At 73.6% G+C, this 18,896-nt stretch carries 16 protein-coding genes; 3 read left to right on the forward strand and 13 right to left on the reverse strand.

Features of this window, described 5'->3' with window-relative positions:
* Positions 1-9: 9 nt before the first annotated feature.
* The 11 genes from htpX to ACFVU7_RS10735 all read right to left on the reverse strand — a co-directional run bounded on the left by htpX (position 10) and on the right by ACFVU7_RS10735 (position 11,285).
* Positions 10-873 carry a zinc metalloprotease HtpX gene (htpX, locus tag ACFVU7_RS10685; RefSeq protein WP_388044899.1) on the reverse strand — a complete coding sequence of 288 codons (864 nt, stop codon included), beginning with the start codon at positions 871-873 and terminating at the stop codon, positions 10-12.
* A gap of 221 nt (positions 874-1,094) precedes the next feature.
* Positions 1,095-2,639: an NADH-quinone oxidoreductase subunit N gene (locus tag ACFVU7_RS10690; protein ID WP_387822800.1), complete on the reverse strand. Its 1,545-nt coding sequence runs from the start codon at positions 2,637-2,639 to the stop codon at positions 1,095-1,097.
* A 56-nt stretch (positions 2,640-2,695) separates the two neighbouring features.
* Positions 2,696-4,252, reverse strand: a complete 1,557-nt coding sequence (locus ACFVU7_RS10695; protein ID WP_388044900.1) for a NuoM family protein — start codon at positions 4,250-4,252, stop codon at positions 2,696-2,698.
* A 53-nt stretch (positions 4,253-4,305) separates the two neighbouring features.
* Positions 4,306-6,369, reverse strand: coding sequence for an NADH-quinone oxidoreductase subunit L (locus ACFVU7_RS10700; RefSeq protein ID WP_388044901.1), 2,064 nt, complete (start codon positions 6,367-6,369; stop codon positions 4,306-4,308).
* Complete coding sequence (nuoK, locus tag ACFVU7_RS10705) at positions 6,366-6,758, reverse strand: NADH-quinone oxidoreductase subunit NuoK (RefSeq protein ID WP_049660586.1); 393 nt, start codon at positions 6,756-6,758, stop codon at positions 6,366-6,368. Before nuoK ends, ACFVU7_RS10700 begins: the two co-directional genes overlap by 4 nt.
* A complete protein-coding gene (locus ACFVU7_RS10710) occupies positions 6,758-7,486 on the reverse strand; it encodes an NADH-quinone oxidoreductase subunit J (RefSeq protein ID WP_074003993.1) in 729 nt (242 codons plus the stop codon). The genes nuoK and ACFVU7_RS10710 overlap by 1 nt, the downstream gene beginning before the upstream one ends.
* On the reverse strand, positions 7,483-8,040 hold the full coding sequence (locus tag ACFVU7_RS10715; protein WP_049660446.1) for an NADH-quinone oxidoreductase subunit I: 558 nt from the start codon (positions 8,038-8,040) through the stop codon (positions 7,483-7,485). Before ACFVU7_RS10715 ends, ACFVU7_RS10710 begins: the two co-directional genes overlap by 4 nt.
* Positions 8,037-8,996, reverse strand: a complete 960-nt coding sequence (gene nuoH, locus ACFVU7_RS10720) for an NADH-quinone oxidoreductase subunit NuoH (RefSeq protein WP_375876941.1) — start codon at positions 8,994-8,996, stop codon at positions 8,037-8,039. The genes ACFVU7_RS10715 and nuoH overlap by 4 nt, the downstream gene beginning before the upstream one ends.
* On the reverse strand, positions 8,993-10,153 hold the full coding sequence (locus tag ACFVU7_RS10725) for an NADH-quinone oxidoreductase subunit C (RefSeq protein ID WP_388044902.1): 1,161 nt from the start codon (positions 10,151-10,153) through the stop codon (positions 8,993-8,995). Before ACFVU7_RS10725 ends, nuoH begins: the two co-directional genes overlap by 4 nt.
* A complete protein-coding gene (locus ACFVU7_RS10730) occupies positions 10,150-10,878 on the reverse strand; it encodes an NADH-quinone oxidoreductase subunit B (protein WP_388044903.1) in 729 nt (242 codons plus the stop codon). Before ACFVU7_RS10730 ends, ACFVU7_RS10725 begins: the two co-directional genes overlap by 4 nt.
* The gene (locus tag ACFVU7_RS10735) at positions 10,869-11,285 is read right to left on the reverse strand and encodes an NADH-quinone oxidoreductase subunit A (RefSeq protein ID WP_049657666.1); all 417 of its coding nucleotides are present in this window, start codon (positions 11,283-11,285) and stop codon (positions 10,869-10,871) included. The genes ACFVU7_RS10730 and ACFVU7_RS10735 overlap by 10 nt, the downstream gene beginning before the upstream one ends.
* A 341-nt stretch (positions 11,286-11,626) precedes the next feature.
* Here ACFVU7_RS10735 and ACFVU7_RS10740 point away from each other — a divergent pair, with 341 nt between their 5' ends.
* Positions 11,627-12,796, forward strand: coding sequence for a sensor domain-containing protein (locus ACFVU7_RS10740; RefSeq protein ID WP_049657675.1), 1,170 nt, complete (start codon positions 11,627-11,629; stop codon positions 12,794-12,796).
* Positions 12,797-12,931: 135 nt separating this feature from the next.
* Here the strand turns inward: ACFVU7_RS10740 and ACFVU7_RS10745 are convergent, their stop codons facing one another.
* Positions 12,932-14,047, reverse strand: a complete 1,116-nt coding sequence (locus tag ACFVU7_RS10745; protein WP_380781925.1) for a S1C family serine protease — start codon at positions 14,045-14,047, stop codon at positions 12,932-12,934.
* A gap of 204 nt (positions 14,048-14,251) precedes the next feature.
* Here ACFVU7_RS10745 and galE point away from each other — a divergent pair, with 204 nt between their 5' ends.
* The gene (gene galE, locus ACFVU7_RS10750; RefSeq protein ID WP_074003997.1) at positions 14,252-15,238 is read left to right on the forward strand and encodes a UDP-glucose 4-epimerase GalE; all 987 of its coding nucleotides are present in this window, start codon (positions 14,252-14,254) and stop codon (positions 15,236-15,238) included.
* Positions 15,239-15,275: 37 nt separating this feature from the next.
* Here galE and ACFVU7_RS10755 read toward each other — a convergent pair whose 3' ends face one another.
* On the reverse strand, positions 15,276-17,648 hold the full coding sequence (locus tag ACFVU7_RS10755; protein WP_074003998.1) for a PQQ-binding-like beta-propeller repeat protein: 2,373 nt from the start codon (positions 17,646-17,648) through the stop codon (positions 15,276-15,278).
* A gap of 449 nt (positions 17,649-18,097) precedes the next feature.
* Between ACFVU7_RS10755 and ACFVU7_RS10760 the strand changes: the two genes are divergently transcribed.
* Positions 18,098-18,745, forward strand: coding sequence for a TetR family transcriptional regulator (locus ACFVU7_RS10760; protein WP_049651546.1), 648 nt, complete (start codon positions 18,098-18,100; stop codon positions 18,743-18,745).
* Positions 18,746-18,896: the final 151 nt, after the last annotated feature.

Raw genomic sequence — 18,896 nt, forward strand, 5'->3', positions numbered from 1 at the left:
CCCGGGGCCCTAGACCTGCCCGCCCGCCATCCGCTCCAGGCGGGCGATCCGCTCGGCCATCGGCGGGTGGGTGGAGAAGAGCCGCGCACCGGCCTCGCCGGGCCGGAACGGGCTGGCGATCATCATGTGGCTCGCGGTCTGGAGCTGCGGCTCGGGCGGCAGGGGCAGCTGACGGGTGCCCGCGTCGAGCTTGCGCAGGGCGTTGGCGAGGGCGAGCGGGTCCCCGGTGATCCGGGCGCCGTCGGCGTCGGCCTGGTACTCGCGGGAACGGCTGACCGCCATCTGGATCAGCCCGGCCGCGAGCGGGCCGAGGATCATGATGGCGAGCATCCCGAACAGCCCCGGGCCGTCGTCGTCGTCGCTGCGCCCGAACGGCACCAGCCAGGCGAAGTTCACCAGGAACATCACCACCGAGGCGAGCGCCGCGGCCACCGAGGAGATCAGGATGTCCCGGTTGTAGACGTGGCTCAGCTCGTGCCCGAGCACGCCCCGCAGCTCGCGTTCGTCCAGGATCCCCAGGATGCCCTCGGTGCAGCAGACCGCCGCGTTGCGCGGGTTGCGGCCGGTGGCGAAGGCGTTCGGGGCCGGGGTCGGGGAGATGTAGAGGCGGGGCATCGGCTGGCGGGCGGAGGTGGAGAGCTCGCGGACGATCCGGTACAGCCCGGGTGCCTCGAACTCGCTGACCGGCCGGGCCCGCATGGCCCGCAGCGCGAGCTTGTCGCTGTTCCAGTAGGCGTAGGCGTTGGTCCCGAGGGCGACCAGCAGGGCGATCACGAAGCCGGTGCGGCCGAAGAGGCCGCCGATCACCAGGATCAGCGCGGAGAGGCCTCCGAGCAGGACGGCGGTCCTCAGTCCGTTGTGCCGGCTGTGCACGTCAGGCCCTCCAATGGTGCGGTGGGGAAGCCCTTTCTGCCTCGTCCCTCTTGCCCGGTCAACGGGTGGGGCCGGGGACCTTGTTCCCTTGTGACCGACGTGACACCGCCGGGCCGCACCCCCGGTACCACCGCACCGTCACCGGGCCGTCACGGCGGAGCGGCCCGGCCTCGCCCCCGGATCGGCCCGACCAGGGCCCGGAACCACGGCCCGGCCCGGGCTCAGAACAGCGAGCCGCCCGCCACCTGGAGGACCAGCTGCGGCGCCACCGAGAGGACCACGGCGGCGGAGGCGGTGAGCCCCAGCGTCGCGGTGAGGCTCACCGGCAGGCGGTGCCCGGCGGCGGCCCCGTCGAGGGGCGCGTCGCCCGCCGGGGCGAACAGCCGGGCCGTCCAGAGCAGGTAGTAGTACAGGGCGACGACCACGTTGACGGCCATCACCACGGCGAGCCAGCCCAGCCCGGCGTCGACCGCCGCGCGGAACACCACGACCTTGCCGAACAGGCCGACCACGCCCGGCGGCAGCCCGGCCAGGCAGAGCAGGAAGAAGGCGAGCGCCAGCGCCGTCCAGCGGTTGCGGGCGAACAGGCCGCGGAAGTCGTCCACGCTGGTCCCGGCCCGGCGGCCGACGGCGGCGACCACCCCGAAGGCGCCGAGGTTCACCACGCCGTAGATCAGCGCGTACGCGGCGGTGGCGCCGAGCGGGTCGACGCCGGTGGGCGCGTAGCCGGCCGCGGCGAGCGGCACCAGCAGGTACCCGGCCTGGCCGACCGAGGACCAGGCGAGCAGCCGCACCGCGCTGTACCGGGTGTCGAAGCGCTGCCGCAGCGCGCCGACGTTGCCGACGGTCATGGTGACGGCGGCCAGCACCGCGAGCACCAGGCCCCAGGTGTGGGCGTACGGGCGGAAGGCGACGGTGGTGGCGAGCGCGAGCCCGGACAGGCCGGCCGCCTTGCCGACCACCGAGAGGTAGCCGGCCACCGGCAGCGGGGCGCCGGTGTAGGTGTCGGGCACCCAGAAGTGGAACGGGACGGCGGCGACCTTGAAGGCGAAGCCGACCAGGGTGAGCACCGCGCCCGCCTCGGCCAGCGGCCTGAGCTGTCCGGGGGCGTGCTCCAGGCCCTGGGCGACGGCGCCGAGGTGCAGGCTGCCGCTCGCCGCGTAGACGAAGCCGACGCCGAGCAGCATCACGGCGGTCGCGGTCACCGAGGAGACGAAGAACTTGAACGCGGCCTCGGCGCCCCGGCCGTCCCGGCGCAGCGCGACCAGGGCGAAGGCGGGCAGCGAGGCGACCTCCAGGGCGATCACCATGGTGGCGAGGTCCCGGGAGGCGGGCAGCAGGGCGGCGCCGGTGGCGCTGGAGAGCAGCAGGAACCAGTACTCGCCGCGCGGCAGCTTCTCGTCCTCCACGGTGTGCGTCGACAGCAGCGCCGCGATCAGCGCGCCACCGAGGGCGAGCAGCTGGAACACCAGGGCGAAGTGGTCGGCGACGTACGAGCAGCCGCCGTTGTCAGACCCCCCTGCTACGTTCTGCACGCAGAAGGTAGCGCGGGGTGACGATCCGGTGAGGGGAAGGAGCGCGATGAGGGCGAGGGCGAGTCCGGCCGCGGTGAGGCGGCCGAGCCACTTCTTGTGCCGCTCGGGCAGGAACAGGTCCGTGAGCAGCACGGCGAGGGCGGCCACGGCGGCGATCAGCGGGGGCGCGATCGCCACCCAGTCCACGGACTGGATCAGGCTGCCCGGGTTGGCTACGGCGAGGGAGGTCACAGTGTGCTGCCCCGTGGAGTGAGGTCCGAGTGCGGCGGTCTGGGCTGCGAGCACGGTCAGCCACCCCCGAGGAGGTGCTTGACGGCGGGGTCGGAGAGGCCGAGCAGCAGCGCGGGCCAGAGTCCGGCGAGCAGGGTGAGCGCGGCCAGCGGCGTCCAGCTGACGGCCTCGTACGGGCGCAGGTCGGCGAGCTCGGCCACCGGGGCGGGCTGCTCGGGGTCGCCCATGCAGACGCGCTTGACCACGATCAGGAGGTACGCGGCGGTGAGGAGGGTGCCGAGGCCGGCCAGGACCATGTAGGTGACGAACGCGGGGCGCGACAGGCCGGCGGCCGGGTCGAACGCGCCGAACATGGCGAGCAGCTCGCCCCAGAAGCCGGCCAGGCCGGGCAGCCCGAGGCTGGCGACGGCGGCGAAGGCGAGCAGTACGCCGAGCCGCGGGGCCCGGCCGTACAGGGCGGCGCCGGTGGTGCCGGCCAGGGTGTCGAGGTCGGCCGTGCCGTAGCGGTCCTTGAGCGCGCCGACGACGAAGAACAGCAGGCCGGTGATCAGGCCGTGGGCGATGTTGGCGAACAGTGCGCCGTTGACGCCCACCGGGGTGAGGGAGGCGATACCGAGCAGCACGAAGCCCATGTGGCCGACGGAGGAGTACGCGATCAGGCGCTTGAGGTCGCCCTTGGCGCCGGGGCGGGCCAGCGCCAGGCAGGCCAGTGAGCCGTAGACGATGCCGACGGCCGCGAAGGCTCCCAGGTAGGGGGCCAGGGTGGCGGCGCCGTCCGGCACGACCGGGAGGAGGACGCGGACCAGGCCGTAGGTGCCCATCTTCAGCAGCACGCCGGCGAGCAGCACCGAGCCCACCGTCGGGGCGGCGGTGTGCGCGTCGGGGAGCCAGCTGTGCAGCGGCCAGGCGGGGGCCTTGACCGCGAGCCCGACCAGGATCGCCAGCGCGGCGATCACCTGGGTGGTGTGGCTCAGGCCGCTGCCGTGCGCGGCGGCCAGGGCCTGCATGTCGAAGGTGCCGGCCTTGCTGCCGATCAGCAGGAAGCCGAGCAGCATCACGGCCGAGCCGAGCAGCGTGTAGAGGATGAAGCGGTTGGCGGACGGCACCTTCGCGCCGCTCCCCCAGCGGGCGATCAGGAAGTACATCGGGATCAGCACGATCTCGAAGGCCAGGAAGAAGAGCAGGAGGTCCAGGACCGCGAAGGTGGCGAGCATGCCGACCTCGAGCAGGAGGAACAGCCCGACGAAGGCCTGCGCCGAGGGCACGGTCTCCCCGTCCGGCAGCCGCTTCTCCGAGTACAGCGCGCAGAGGAAGGTGAGCAGCGCGGTCAGCACGACCAGCGGCAGCGAGACGCCGTCCACGCCGAGGTGGAGGCGCACGTGCAGGGCCGGGATCCAGGACACGTCGGTGGTGGCCTGCATCCGGGCGGGTTCGTCGTGGTCGAAGCCGGCCGCGAGGGCGACGGCGAGCAGGAGCACCGAGCCGGTGACGACGGTGTTCAGCCGCAGGGCCCGCCGGTCGGCCACGGCCCGGTCCGGCCCGAACACCGGCGCCAGGGTGAGTGCGGCGCCGAGCAGCGGCAGCAGCAGGAGGGCGATGAGGACTGCGTTCATCGGGGGCTCCCAGCAGCGGTCGAGGTGGCGGAGGTCGAGGACAGCAGCACCGGCTACACCGCCACCAGGACGGCCAGCAGGACGACGCCGGCCAGCAGGGCGCTGAGGTACGTCTGCGCGTTGCCGGTCTGCGCGAGCCGGACGGCCCGGCCGAGCAGGTTGGCGCCCGCTCCGCTGCCGCGCACGTAGGTCTCGACGACCTCGCGGTCGAGGAAGCGGACCAGCTTCGCGGCGGCGCCCACCGGGCGGACGAACAGCGCGTGGTAGAGCCGGTCGACGCCGAAGCCGTGCCGGGCCGGGCCGAACAGCGGGCCCAGCAGGGTGCGCCCGGGGTCGGCGACGATCACCTCGGCGGCCGGGGCTCCGCCCTGCTCGGGCACCCTCCCCCAGCCTCCGGCCGGGGCCGGGCGGCCGGTGCCCAGCCGGGCGGTCGCCGAGCGCCAGGCGCCGTACGCGGCGATCACGCCGACCGCGGCGAGCCCGGTCCCGGTGACGGCGGTGACCGCGGAGGGCCGCAGCGAGCCGCCGTCCAGGAGCGCGGGCAGCCAGTCCGAGCGCAGGCCGACGATGCCGAAGCCCATGGTCGGCACGGCCAGCACCCAGAGCGGCCAGCGCATCGCGGGCGGCTCGGCGGTGGCCGGGTCGGCCTCGTCGAGTTCGGGCGAGTACGGCGCGCCGGCCTCGTGGTCGGCCGGTGCCAGAACCTGGACCCGGGCCTTGGCGGCCGCGGCCGTCGGCACGGCGGCCCCGGCCGGGCTGTGGAACGCCAGCAGGAAGAGCCTGGTCGCGTACGCGGCGGTGAGCAGCGCGGTGAGCCCGGCGGAGATCAGCACGATCCACCCGGCCGCCTGCGGCACCGCCGAGGCCGGGCCGAGCCCGTTGGTCAGCGCCTCGCCGTTGGCGGCGTGCTCGGCGGCGGTCAGCACCGCCTCCTTGCTGAAGAAGCCGGAGAACGGCGGCAGCCCGACCAGGGCGACGAGCGCGATGCCCGTCGTCCAGTAGGCGTCCGGCACCCGCTTGCGCAGCCCGGGCATGCGGGACATCGCGGAGATCGAGTTGGTGTGCGCGGCGTGGATCACCACGCCGGCGGCCAGGAACAGCAGCGCCTTGAACGCGCCGTGGCTGACCAGGTGGAAGACCGAGGCCTCGCGGTCCCCGCTGGCCAGCGCGCCGGCCATATAGCCGAGCTGGCCGACGGTGGAGTAGGCGAGCACCCGTTTGAGGTCGTCCTGGGCGAGCGCGCAGAGCGCCGAGCCGATCATCGTCACGGCGGCCATCACCGCGAGCACGACCAGCGCCGCGCCCGACAGCAGGAACACCGGCAGCAGCCGGGCGACCAGGTAGATGCCGGCCGCGACCATGGTGGCGGCGTGGATCAGCGCGGACACCGGGGTCGGGCCAGCCATCGCGTCCGGGAGCCAGGTGTGCAGCGGGAACTGGGCGCTCTTGCCGGCCACGCCGGCGAGCAGCAGCAGCGCGGTCAGCGTCGGGTGCCCGAGCCGGCCCTCCGTCGCGGCCGCCAGCACGTCCGGGACGCGGAAGCTGCCGGCGTCCGCGCCGAGCAGGAAGATCCCGAACAGGAACGGCACGTCACCGAGCTTGGTGACCAGGAAGGCCTTCAGCGAGGCCGAGCGGGCGTCCGCGGTCTCCCAGTGGTGGCCGATCAGGAAGTACGAGCACAGGCCCATGACCTCCCAGCCGACCAGCAGCACGATCAGGTCGCCCGAGTAGACCACCAGGAACATCGCCGCGGTGAACAGCGAGACCAGCGCCGCGTACGAGGGGTAGCGCGGGTCCTCCTTGAGGTACGCGGTCGAGTAGACCTGGACGCAGGTGGCGACCAGGCCGACCAGCACGGAGATCAGCGAGCTGAAGCCGTCCAGGTGGAGGCCGAGCGTGATGTCCGGGCCGCCGGTCGGGGTGAGCCGGGTGCCGGCGTCCAGGGTCTGGCCGGTGCCGAGCTGGAGGGCGACCACCAGGGCGAGCACGGCCGCGACGGCGACCGGGACGATCGCCAGCGGCCGGGCCAGCCCGGGCGCCTTCCGGCCGACGGCCAGGGTCGCGGCGGCGCCGAGCGCGGGCAGCGCGGGGACGAGTACGGGCAGGGCGAGGTTCATGCGGCGGCCTGGCCCTTCAGTGCCTCGGCTCCGGTCGGCGTCCCGGCGCCGACCGGCGTCTCCTCGACGGCGAGCGCCTCGCCCGGGTCGCCGAGCGCGGTGGCCCGGTCGATGTCCGCGGTGCCCCGGGCCCGGAACAGCAGCAGGACGATGGCGAGCCCCAGCCCGACCTCGGCGGCGGCGACGGTGATGGTGAACAGGGTGAGCGCCTGCCCGGCGTGCAGCGAGTCCCGCAGCCACGCGTCGAAGGCGACCAGGTTGAGGTTGACGGCGTTGAGCATCAGCTCGACGGACATCAGCACCAGGACGGCGTTGCGCCGGGCGAGCACGCCGTACACGCCGACGCTGAACAGCAGCGCGGCGAGGACGGCGGGGTAGGCGAGGTGCATCAGCTCTCCTCCGACGCGGACGGCGCGGACGGCGCGGACGGAGCAGCGGGAGCGGCCGTAGTCGTCGCGTTCACGTTCGCGGCCGCGTTCGCGGCGACCGTCCCGTTGGACCCGACCGGCCGCCCGGCGCGCAGCCTGCCCGCCCGGGGCGGCGGCACCCGCCGCCCCGAGCCGCGCGACAGCACGATCGCGCCGACCAGCGCCGCCAGCAGCAGCACGGACAGCGCCTCGAAGGGCAGCACCCAGTGCCGGAACAGGCTGGCCCCGGTGACGGCGGCCGAGCCGCCGCCCTGGCCGAGGTCGATCCAGGAGGTCCGGAAGGCGTCGACCACCAGCGTGACCAGCGTCCCGGCCGCGGCCAGCGCCACGACCAGGGCCACCCAGCGGTTCTTGGAGTCGGCGTCCGGCGAGCGCCCGATCGGCGCCTTGGTGAGCATCAGCCCGAACAGCACCAGGACGACCACCGAGCCGAGGTAGATCAGCACCTGCACCCAGGCGATGAACTCGGCTGTGAGCAGCAGGAACTCCACCGCCAGCCCGCCGAGCGCGACCACCAGCCAGAGCGCGGCGTGCACCAGCTGCCGGGTGGTCACCGAGACCACGGCCGAGCCGAGCACGGCGATCCCGACCAGCAGGAAGACGATCTCCTGCCCGGTCGGGGACAGGAACGAACGGGCGGCCGGCTCCAGGGAGCCGGTCGCCGCGAGAAGCGTGGTGGCACCGGTCACGCGTCGTCACCCTTCTCCTCGAGGGCCGCCGCGGCGGCGGCCGCCAGCTTGTCCGCGGCCTTGCGCGCGGTGGCCATCTCCTTGGGCTCCTCGGCCGCCGGGTCCAGCGCCGGCGGCGCGGGGACGGTCCACATCCACTCGCGGAGCTTCTCCCGCTCGTGGGTCAGCTCGTGGATGTCGGTCTCCGCGTACTCGAACTCCGGCGACCAGAACAGCGCGTCGAAGGGGCAGACCTCGATGCAGATCCCGCAGTACATGCAGAGCGAGAAGTCGATGGCGAACCGGTCCAGCACGTTGCGGGTGCGGGCCCGGGCGTTCGGCTCGGCGGCCGGCAGCGTCTCCTTGTGGGAGTCGATGTAGATGCACCAGTCCGGGCACTCGCGCGCGCAGAGCATGCAGACCGTGCAGTTCTCCTCCAGCAGCGCGATGACGCCGCGCGAACGCGGCGGCAGCACCGGCTGCACGTCGGGGTACTGCGCGGTGACGCTCTTCCTCGTCATCGTCCGCAGCGTCACGGCCAGGCCCTTGGCGAGCCCGATACCGGGGAAACTCATGAGATCGCCACCTTGATGATGCCGGTGAGGGCCAGCTGGACCAGCGCGAGCGGGATCAGCACCGTCCACGCGAAACGCATCAGCTGGTCCTCGCGCAGACGCGGGTAGGTGACCCGCAGCCAGATGACCACGAAGGCCAGCGCGAAGGTCTTGAGGAGCATCCAGAGCCAGCCGAGCTGGTCCGGCAGCGGTCCGTGCCAGCCGCCCAGGAAGAGCACCGCGGTCAGTGCGGACACCACCAGGATGCCCACGTACTCGGACAGCAGGAACAGGGCGAACCGCAGGCCGGTGTACTCGGTGTACGCGCCGAAGATGATCTCCGAGTCGGCGATCGGCATGTCGAACGGCGGGCGCTGGAGTTCGGCCAGACCGGCCGTGAAGAAGACGAACGCCCCGATCAGCTGCCAGGGCAGCCAGTACCACTCCCAGGCGTCCACGATCCCGGGCAGCGACAGCGTGCCGGCGGCCATCGCCACCGAGGCCGCCGCCAGCACCAGCGGCAGCTCGTACGACATCAGCTGCGCGGCCGTGCGCAGGCCGCCGAGCAGCGAGAACTTGTTCGCCGAGGCCCAGCCGGCCATCAGCTTGCCGATCACGCCGACGCCCATCACGGCGAGCACGAAGAACAGCCCGGCGTCGATCGCCTGGCCGACGAAGCCGTCCGGGCCGACCGGGATCGCCAGCAGCACGAAGAGGTACGGCAGCAGCGAGACGGCGGGCGCCAGCTGGAAGACCCGGCGGTCCGCCCCGGCCGGGACGATGTCCTCCTTCTGCGCGAACTTCACGCCGTCCGCGACGAGCTGCGCCCAGCCGTGGAAGCCGCCCGCGTACATCGGGCCGAGCCGGCCCTGCATGTGCGCCATGACCTTGTGCTCGGTCTGGCCGATGACCAGCGGGAGGACCAGGAAGACGACGAGGGTGGCGACGCAGCGCAGCACCGTGTCGAGCAGGTTCACGCGCCTTCTCCGTCCTGGTCGGCCGGTCCGGCCGAGGTCTCGTCCTTCTGCTCGACCGGCTTGCCCGGCTCAGCGGGCTCAGCGGGCTCAGCGGGCTCAACGGGTTCAGCGGGCTCGCCCGGCTTCTCGCCCGACGGCTTCTCGTCGTGGGCGGGCACCGGGTTGTGCCAGGGCGCATCGGAGGACCGGGGCGCGTCGGAAGGCCGGGGCCGTACGGGAGCCGCGGGCTCGGCCGTCGGCTCGGCGGCCGGTTCGGCGGGAGCCTCGGCGGCCGTCTGACTGGCCGACCCCTCGGACACCGACCGGGTCCGTCGCGGCCGGTCCGCCCGCACCGGCGGGGTGCCCTCGGCCGGAGCGGCCGCGGGAGCCTCGGCGCCCGCCTGGCTCGCCGACCCCTCCGACACCGACCGGGTCCGCCGCGGCCGGTCCGCCCGCACCGGGGCGCCGCCCTCGGCGCCCGCGGCAGCCGCACCGGCACCGGCACCGGCCGCACCAGCGGCACCCGCACCGGCGGCCGCAGCCCCCCGGGGCGTCCGCGCCGCCGCCCCCGCCGCCCGCGCACCGCGCGCGGGCCGCTCGGCGACCGGCGGCAGGGTGCCCTTGAGCGGCCCCCACTCGTTCGGGTCCGGCACACCGGCCGGCTGCATCTTGCGCCGGGCCGGCCCGCCGCCGTGGTCGGACTCGCCGGGCTCCTTGGCGCCCGGCCAGTCCTTGGCGACCCGGGCCGCGAGCACGAACTCCTTGCGCAGCGGGTTCCCCTCGAAGCCGTCCGGCAGCAGCAGGGTGGCCAGGTGGGAGTGCCCGGGGAAGTCGATGCCGAACATCTCGTGGGTCTCGCGCTCGTGCCAGGCGGCACCGGCGTACACCGGGACGGCGGTCGGCAGCGCGGCCCGGTCGCGCGGCACCCGGGTGCGCAGCGCGAGGTGCCGGACGCCGGGCGCCTCGACGGCGGCCAGGTGCGCGACCACGGAGAAGCCCTCGGCGAGCTCGTCGACGGCGCTCAGCCAGTCGAAGAAGCCCAGGCCCAGGACGTCCCGGGCGTTGGTGAGCGCCTCGGTCCAGTGCTCGGCGGGGACGTCGACGGTGACCAGCCCGTACGCCTCGGCGCCGGTCGCCCACTCCCCGACCGACGCCGCGTACTGCTCGGCGGATGTCACGAGACCCCTCCCTCGGTCGAAGCGCCGGCCGCGGAACCGGCCGCGGTCCCGGGCGCGGAGCCTGCCGCGGAGCCGCTCGCGGCACCGGCCGCGGAAGCCCCCGAAGGCCCGGCCACCAGCGGCCGGCGCAGCGCCGCCGCGGGCGCGGGCACGGTGTAGCGGTCCGGCAGGGACTCGGCGGCGATCTTCTCCTGGAGCTTGAGGATGCCCTGGAGCAGCGCTTCCGGCCGCGGCGGGCAGCCGGGCACGTAGACGTCCACCGGGATGATCTGGTCCACGCCCTTGGTGACCGAGTAGGAGTCCCAGTACGGGCCGCCGGAGTTGGAGCAGGCGCCGAAGGAGATGACGTACTTCGGCTCGGGCATCTGCTCGTAGAGGCGCTTGACGGCGGGCGCCATCTTGTCGGTGACCGTCCCGGAGACGATCATCAGATCAGCCTGACGGGGTCCGGGCGCGAACGGGATGACACCCATCCGGATGAAGTCGTGTTTGGCCATCGAGGCGGCGATGAACTCGATCGCGCAGCAGGCCAGCCCGAAGTTGAAGCACCAGAGGCTGTAGCGGCGCCCCCAGTTGAGCACCACCTTGACCGGGTCCGGCGCGAGCCGGGCCAGCGGGCCGAGGCCGCGGCGCTCGACGGCGCCGGGGCGCGCGGGGTCCGGCAGGCCGAGCGGGACGGGACCGCCCTGTGCGCCGCCGTGCGAGTGGGAGTGCGTCACGTCCATTCCAGAACGCCCTTCTTCCAGGCGTAGAGCAGCCCGACCGCGAGGAAGCCGATGAACAGGAACATCTCGATCAGCGTCCCGGCGCCGTACCCGGCGGTGGCGAAGACGGTCGCCCAGGGGAACAGGTAGATCGCGTCCACCGCGAAGATCACGTACAGGAAGGCGTACACGTAGTAGCGGATCTGGGTGTGCGCCCAGTCCTCGCCCACCGGGTCCACCCCGCACTCGTAGGCGAGGAGTTTCTCGGGCGAGTACACCACGGGCCGCAGCAGCCGGTTGGCGGTGAACGCCACGGCGACGAAGAGCACCCCGACGACGGCCATCAGGCCCATCGCGGCGTACGCGTCGAAGTAGCCGCTGCCGACCGCCGGGTCGGCTGCGACGGCAGCCGCGTGCTTCCCCTCCATGCCTTCGCCTCCACCTCGGCCGTGAACCCGCCCTCAAGACAGTTCTACGACGTTTGCTCTCACCGGCCCAACCATGGCCAAAGCGTGAGTCTAAGGGGACCGCTCCGCTCCGCCCGAACCCTGCCCGCTCCGCAAGACGGCCGGTGGACACCCGGGCGGGCGTCCGGTGACCGGGCGCGGGGGTGGGGTTAACCCCCGGCCGGGAAGATGTATCACCCCCATGGCCCCCACCGCTCCCGGTTCGGGAAGCTTGGTCCAGCCGCACGACGAAGTAGGGACGGTAGATCCGCATGAAGCCGCTGCACCGCGCCGTGGACGCCATCAAGGAGCAGGACGCCCGGATGGAGCGCCCACCGCTGTACGGCACGAGGATGTGGCACCAGGTCGGCCAGTTGCTGCTGAACCTGCCGCTCGGCATCTTCGGCTTCGTGCTGGCCATGACCGCGCTGTCGGTCGGCCTGGGCCTGTCGGTCACCGTGCTCGGCCTGCCGATGCTGGCCGGCGGCCTGGCCGTCTCGCGCTCCCTGGGCACGCTGGGCCGGCGGCGGGCGCGCGCCGCGTACGGCTCCGCGATCGACGAGCCGGAGCCGGTGAAGCCGCGCCGCCCGGGGGTGGTCGGCTACACCATCGCCCAGCTCACCGACCTGCTGAACTGGCGCTCGGCGCTCTACAACGTGCTGATGCTGCCCTGGGGCGTGCTCAGCTTCGCCCTGACCCTGGTCTCGGTGATCGTGCTCTGGCCGGTGCTGCCCTGGGTGATCCGCGGGCTGGCCTCGGTCGACCGCATCCTGATCGAGTCGCTGCTCTTCCCGGGTGCCCTGGCCGAGCGGGTGCGCGAGCTGGAGGACGACCGCGGCACCGTGGTCGACACCGCCGCCGCCGACCTGCGCCGGATCGAGCGCGACCTGCACGACGGCGCCCAGGCCCGGCTGGTCGCGCTGGCGATGGACCTCGGCATGGCCAAGGAGCGGCTGCGCGAGGTGGAGTCCGAGGACGACATGGCGGCCGCCGCGAAGATGGTCGACAACGCCCACGGCGAGGTGAAGCTGGCCCTCCAGGAGCTGCGCGACCTGGCCCGCGGCATCCACCCGGCGGTGCTCACCGACCGCGGCCTGGACGCCGCGCTGTCCTCGGTCGCCGCCCGCTGCACCGTCCCCGGCGGCGTCCGGGTGAGCGTCGACCTGAGCGGCCCGGACGGGCAGCCCGAGCGCCCGGACTCGGCGGTCGAGGGCATCGCCTACTTCACCGTCAGCGAGCTGCTGACCAACGTCTCCAAGCACGCCGGCGCCCGCTCCGCCACGGTCGAGGTCTGGCGCTCGGACAACCAGCTGATGGTGCTGGTCCAGGACGACGGCAAGGGCGGCGCGGCCCCGTACCCGGGCAGCGGCCTGGCCGGGCTGGCCGAGCGGATCCGCGCGGTGGACGGGGTCTTCCTGGTGGACAGCCCCGACGGCGGCCCGACCACCGTCACCGTCGAGCTGCCCTGGCGCACCCGCACCGCCCGCCGCTGACCACGGGAACAGCACGGCACAGTAGGGCGCCGGGACCTCGTCGAGGCGAAGACGAGGTCCCGGCGCCGTTCCGGTACGGCACCCGGCCCGCTGAACCCTTGCGCGGCGTGCGGCCCGGCGTCCCCGTACCGGGGCTCAGGGGGAGGAGGTCTGGGCGCCTTCCAGTTCGCCGAGGGTGACGTCGGCGGTCTTGCTGCCGCCGTCCCGGGTGTAGGTGACGGTGACCTTGCTGCCCGGGGTGAGCGAGGCGAGCGCGGTGGTGAGCGCGTTCAGCGAGTCGACCTGGGTGTCGCCGATCCTGGTGATGACGTCGCCGGCCCGGAGCCCCGCCGAGGCCGCCGCCCCGCCCGGGGTGACCGCCACGATGACCGCGCCGGCCGGCTGGAACTGCTGGTTGAAGCTGGTCCGGGCGGTGATGCCGAGCGCGGCCCGGCCGGAGTTGGTGACCTTGCCCTGCTTGATCAGCTGGTCGGCGATGTTGGTGATGGTGCTCGCCGGGATGGCGAAGCCGATGCCGGGGGCGGCCGCGCCGTTGCTCTGCGGCTCGGTCGCGGCGAGCGTGTTGATGCCGATCACCTTGCTGTCCAGGTTCACCAGCGCGCCGCCGCTGTTGCCCGGGTTGATCGCCGCCGAGGTCTGCACCATGTTGCCGATGGTGGCGCCCGGCGAGCCGGGGCCCTGGGGTTCGGAGACGGTCCGCCCGGTGGCCGAGACGATGCCCTGGGTGACGCTGCTGGAGAGCCCCAGCGGGCTGCCCATGGCGAGGGTGATCTGGCCGAGCTGGACCTTGCCCGAGTCGCCGAAGCTGGCCGGCCGGAGACCGCTCGGCGGGTTGTTCAGCCGGATCACCGCGAGGTCGGAGTCGGGGTAGCTGGCGACCAGGCCGGCGTCCAGCGTCGTGGTGCTGTTGGCGAGGGTCACCGTGAAGGTCTTCGCGGAGCCGACCACGTGGGCGTTGGTGACGATGTCGCCCTTGTCGTCGTAGACGATCCCGGAGCCGAGGCTGTCGCCGGTGGTGATCTGCACCACGGAGGGCAGCACGTTGGCGATCACCGCCTGGTAGGCGTCCTGCAGCTGGGTCCCGCCGTTCGACTGGCCGGACGCCGCGGAGGCCTGGGTGGAGCCGGAGGACGAGGGCGAGCCGGTGGCGGCGACGGTGGCGGAGGAGGACGTGCCGCTGCTGCAGCCGGCCAGCGCCAGCGCGGCCGCCACGGCGACCACGGCCGCGGCCGGCAGCCGCCCGCCGGGCAGGGGGCTGGTGTGTTCCTTGCGACGGTGCACCTGGCTGCCTCCGATTCGTCACCACGCCGGGGGGCGCGGGCATGAGCGCACGGAAATCCTTGTCAGCTTTTCACCGTTTTGTCCGCTTTGTGGCTTCGACTCGCCCGAACGTGGCGGTCGGATCCGAACGCGGGTGCGCCGGAGATCCCCGAGGCGCGCCCCTAGGATCGGCACATGACTTGGTTGATCACCGGCGGTGCCGGATACATCGGCGGACACGTCGTCCGACAGCTGCTCGACGCCGGGGAGCGCGTCGCCGTCCTGGACGACCTCAGCACCGGCGACGCCTCCCGGCTGCCGGCCGGCGTCCCCCTGATCGAGGGCTCCACCCTGGACCGCGCCGCCCTGGACGCCGCGATCCGCGAGCACGGCGTCGAGGGCATCCTGCACTTCGCCGCCAAGAAGCAGGTCGGCGAGTCCGTCGAGCAGCCGTTCCTGTACTACCGCGAGAACATGATCGGCCTCCAGACCGTCCTGGAGGCCGCCGCCGAGGGCGGGGTGAAGCGCTTCCTCTTCTCCTCCTCCGCCGCGGTCTACGGCATGCCGGACGTCGACCTGGTCACCGAGTCCACGCCCTGCGCCCCGATGAGCCCGTACGGCGAGACCAAGCTGGCCGGCGAGTGGCTGGTCGCCGCGGCCGGCAAGGCCCACGGCATGTCCACCGTGGCCCTGCGCTACTTCAACGTGGCCGGCGCCGCCTCCCCCGAGCTCTCCGACGCCGGGGTGTTCAACCTGATCCCGATGGTCTTCGAGCGGCTCACCGCCGGCGAGGCCCCGCGGGTCTTCGGCGACGACTACCAGACCCCGGACGGCACCTGCGTCCGCGACTTCATCCACGTCTCCGACATCGCCTCGGCGCACGTGGCGGCCGCCAAGCGGATGGCCGCCGACCCGGCCGGCGCGACCTCCCTGGTGCTGAACATCGGCCGCGGCGAGGGCGTCAGCGTCAAGGAGATGCTGGCGGTGATCGGCAAGGTCACCGGCTACGACACCGCCGCCGAGGTGACCCCGCGCCGCCCCGGCGACCCGGCCCGGGTGGTGGCCTCCGCCGACCTGATCCACCGCGAGCTGGGCTGGACCGCCCGCCACGACGTGACCGAGATGGTCTCCTCCGCGTGGGACGGCTGGTGCAGCCGCCACCCCGGGGCCCGCAGGGCCTGATCCGACGGCGCCCGTCCGGCGGTGTCCGCCCCGCGGTTCAGCGGGCGGGCACCGCCGTGCCGTAGAAGGCGTCCAGCGCGTACACGCAGCGGTCCTTGGAGCCGACGAAGACCCGGCCGCCGACCGCCACCGGCGAGCCGGTGAGCTCGCCCTTGGTGCCGAGCTCCCAGCGCAGCTGACCGCTGGCCAGGTCCAGGGTGTGCAGCGAGTGGTCCCGGCTGCCCAGGTGCACCAGGCCGTCGGCCACCGCCGGGGAGCCGACGATCTCGCCGCGGGCGGTGTAGCGCCAGCGCTCCCGGCCGGTGGCCGCCTCGAAGGCGTACAGCACCTCGCCGTTGCCGACCAGCACCATGCCGTCCGAGACCACCACCGGGTCGGCCCCCTGGCGGCGGCCGGTGACCCCGCGCCAGCGGTCCCGGCCGGTGGCCGCGTCCAGCGCGTAGACCGTGCCCAGGTAGTCGGCCACGTAGACCGCGTCGGCGTCCAGGGCGGGCGGGGTGAACAGCACCACCGGGGCGTCGAAGCGCCAGCGCTCGGCCCCGCTGGCCGCGTCCAGCGCGTACACCCGGGTGCCGGCCGACACGTACAGCACGCCGCCGCGCTCGACCGGGTGCGAGGGCACCTCCTCGCCGACCGGGAAGGACCAGCGCAGGCCCGCGCCGCGCGGGTCGACGCAGCGCAGCCGCCCGCCGCCGTAGTAGTAGGCGGCGCCGCCCACCAGGACCGGGCCGGACTGCGGGTTCTCGAAGTCCTGCTGGGCGTCGTCGGCGCGCCACAGCTCGGCGCCGTTGGCCGCCGAGCGGAGCTGGACGCCGCCGCCCCTGATGCCGCAGCAGAGCACGCCGTCGGCGGCGGAGAGCGAGTAGACCCAGCCGTCCAGCGAGGTGCGCCAGCGCTCGGTGCCGTCCGCGGCGTCCACGGTGTACAGGTGCGGGCCGTCCGCGGCGTGCACCCGGCCGGCGTCCACCGCGAGCGCCCACGCCACGTCCCGGGTCTTGTAGCGGCGCTCACCGGAGGCGATGTCCAGCGCGTGCACCTCAAAGCTGGAGACGAACAGCGTCCCGTCGGCGACCACCGGGGTGCCCCAGACGTCGTTGGACATCCGGAACCGCCAGGGGCGCCAGCGGGCGACCGGCGGGGGCGGCGGGACGGGGGCCCGGCGGACCCAGTCGGTCGTGGCCGGGGCGGTGCTCGGGCCGGGCTGCTCGTGCTCGGCCCGCGGCCCCGGGCCTATCCGGACGGAGGCGCCGGAAAGCTGCACCTCGACGGCGCCGCCGGTGGGCGCCCGGTGCCGGTTCGGGGAGGCGATCTTCGCGGTCGGGATCTCGGCGTCCGAGCCCGGGGCGCGCTGCGGCAGGCTGTGCACCGGCCCGGCCGGCGGCTGGGCGTGCCGCCCGCCCGGATTGGTGCGCGGGTCGGCCGGGCCGGGGTGCTGCGGCGGGACGTGCGCGGGCGGCGCCTGGGGGTGCGGGGGCGGCTGGGCCGGCTCGGCGGGCGGGCGCGGCGGCTGGGCGGCCGGGCGCCGGCCCCGCTTGCGCTCGATCAGCTCCAGCGCGTGGGCGGGCAGCCAGTCCCCGGCCTCGCCGGTGGCGTCGTCCCGGGAGAAGAGGTGCGGGGCGAGCTCGGTCTGGATCTGCGCCGGGGTGGGCCGGCGCTCGGGGGCCTGCTGCATGCAGCGGCGGACCAGGTCCATCAGCTCGGGCGGCATGCCGGTCAGGTCCGGCTCCTCGCGCAGCAGCTGGAACACCGTCTCGACCGGGTTGGTGCCCCGGTAGGGCGGGTGCCCGGTGGCGCAGAAGACCATCAGCGAGCCGAGCGAGAAGACGTCGCTGGCGCCCCGGACGGTGCGGCTGTCCCGGGCCTGCTCGGGGGACATGTAGGCGGGGGTGCCGACCGCGACGTTGGTCATGGTGAGCCGGGTGCTGGAGACCCCGGCCGCGATGCCGAAGTCGATCACCTTCGGGCCGTCCTCGACCACCAGGACGTTGGAGGGCTTGAGGTCGCGGTGGATCAGCCCGGCCGCGTGGATGGACTCCAGGGCCTCGGCGATGCCGGCGACCAGCCAGCGGGTGGCCTCCACCGGCAGCGGGCCGCACTCCTCGACCAGGTCCTCCAGCGAGGGCGCCGGGATGTAGGCGGTGGCCAGCCAGGGCACCCGGGCGTCCGCGTCGGCGTCCACCACCGCCGCCGTGTAGAAGCCGCCGACCGTCTTGGCCGCCGCGATCTCCCGGGCGAAGCGGACCCGGAACAGCTCGTCCTCGGCCAGCTCACCCCGCACGGTCTTGATGGCCACCCGCCGCCCGGCCGCGGAACGCGCCAGGTAGACCAGCCCCATCCCACCCGCGCCGAGCCGCCCCAGCACCTCGAAGGGCCCGATCCGCCTCGGATCGTGCGCCGTCAGCTGGTCCACTCCGCTGCCACCTCCCCGTTGTCCGCACCCGCCGCGTGGTGCCGGACCCGATTCTCCAATGCCGTCCCGCGCATATCCAACCTCCCCCACCCCCTGAAACACGTCGTCCCGGCCCGGAGGACGCCCCGGACAGGCCTCTGACCAGCGAGGACGGAACGACCTGATCCTGACGCCCGCTCCGGGGGCGGCTTGCGCTCGGGGCTCCGGACCGTCCACTTCCGGACGGCACCGCACTCTTCGGTCATCGTCACGCTCTGTCACCCGACCACCCCTCAGCGGACTCGCCGTCACGCTGTGAGATCGCAAGCACACGGGGGGGCTTCAAACAGGGGCTTCGAACCCCGGTGAATATCCGTCCGAAGTGGTTCATGCCGCTATACCAACCCCCGTGCGGAGTAATAGTCGCATCACCGAATCGCGCCAAGATCGTGCCACGGTAAGCTGACGGCATGACAGGACAAGTTCGCACCGTCGACGGTCGCGTCGCCGGGCGACGCGGACAGGAGACGCGGCAGAAGCTGCTCGACTGCCTCCGCGAGATGCTCAGCACGTCGCCCTATCGGGACGTCAAGGTCATCGACGTCGCCCGTATGGCGGGTACCTCCCCCGCGACCTTCTACCAGTACTTCCCGGATGTCGAGGGCGCTGTCCTCGAAATCGCCGAGGAAATGGCCAAGGACGCCGACCAGCTCAAAGAGCTGGTGGCCGGAAAGTCCTGGGCAGGGAAGTCCGGACCGACCACTTCGGAAGAACTGGTCGACGGATTCCTCGCCTTCTGGCGCAAGAACGACGCCATTCTCCGAGTGGTCACGCTCGGTGCCGCCGAAGGGGACAAGCGGTTCTTCAAGATCCGCATGACGGTCCTCAACGCGGTCGCCAAGCCGCTCGCGGAGGCCGTCAGGGAACTCCAGGCGAAGGGTCAGGCCGACAAGTCGCTCGACCCGAACGCCGTGGCCGGGGCCCTGGTCTCGCTGCTCGCCTCGGCGGCCGAGCACCAGAAGGCCTTCACCTCCTGGGGCGTCAAGGTCAAGGACCTCAAGCCCAACCTCGCTCCCCTGGTGTACCTGGGCGTCACCGGCAAGAAGGCGCCCAAGTAGGACCGTCCACCGACCCACCATCCGCTCCGCGCGCAGCCCCGGCCTCCTGTCCGGGGAACGACGGACGGCGGCCGTGTCCTCGGGGGAGGTCCGCCGACGTACCGCAAGCGCGCCAGACATGCCGCTGGGCGGGCACCCGTGACAGGGTGCC

It is taken from the genome of Kitasatospora sp. NPDC058046, assembly GCF_042885595.1.
Classification (GTDB): domain Bacteria; phylum Actinomycetota; class Actinomycetes; order Streptomycetales; family Streptomycetaceae; genus Kitasatospora.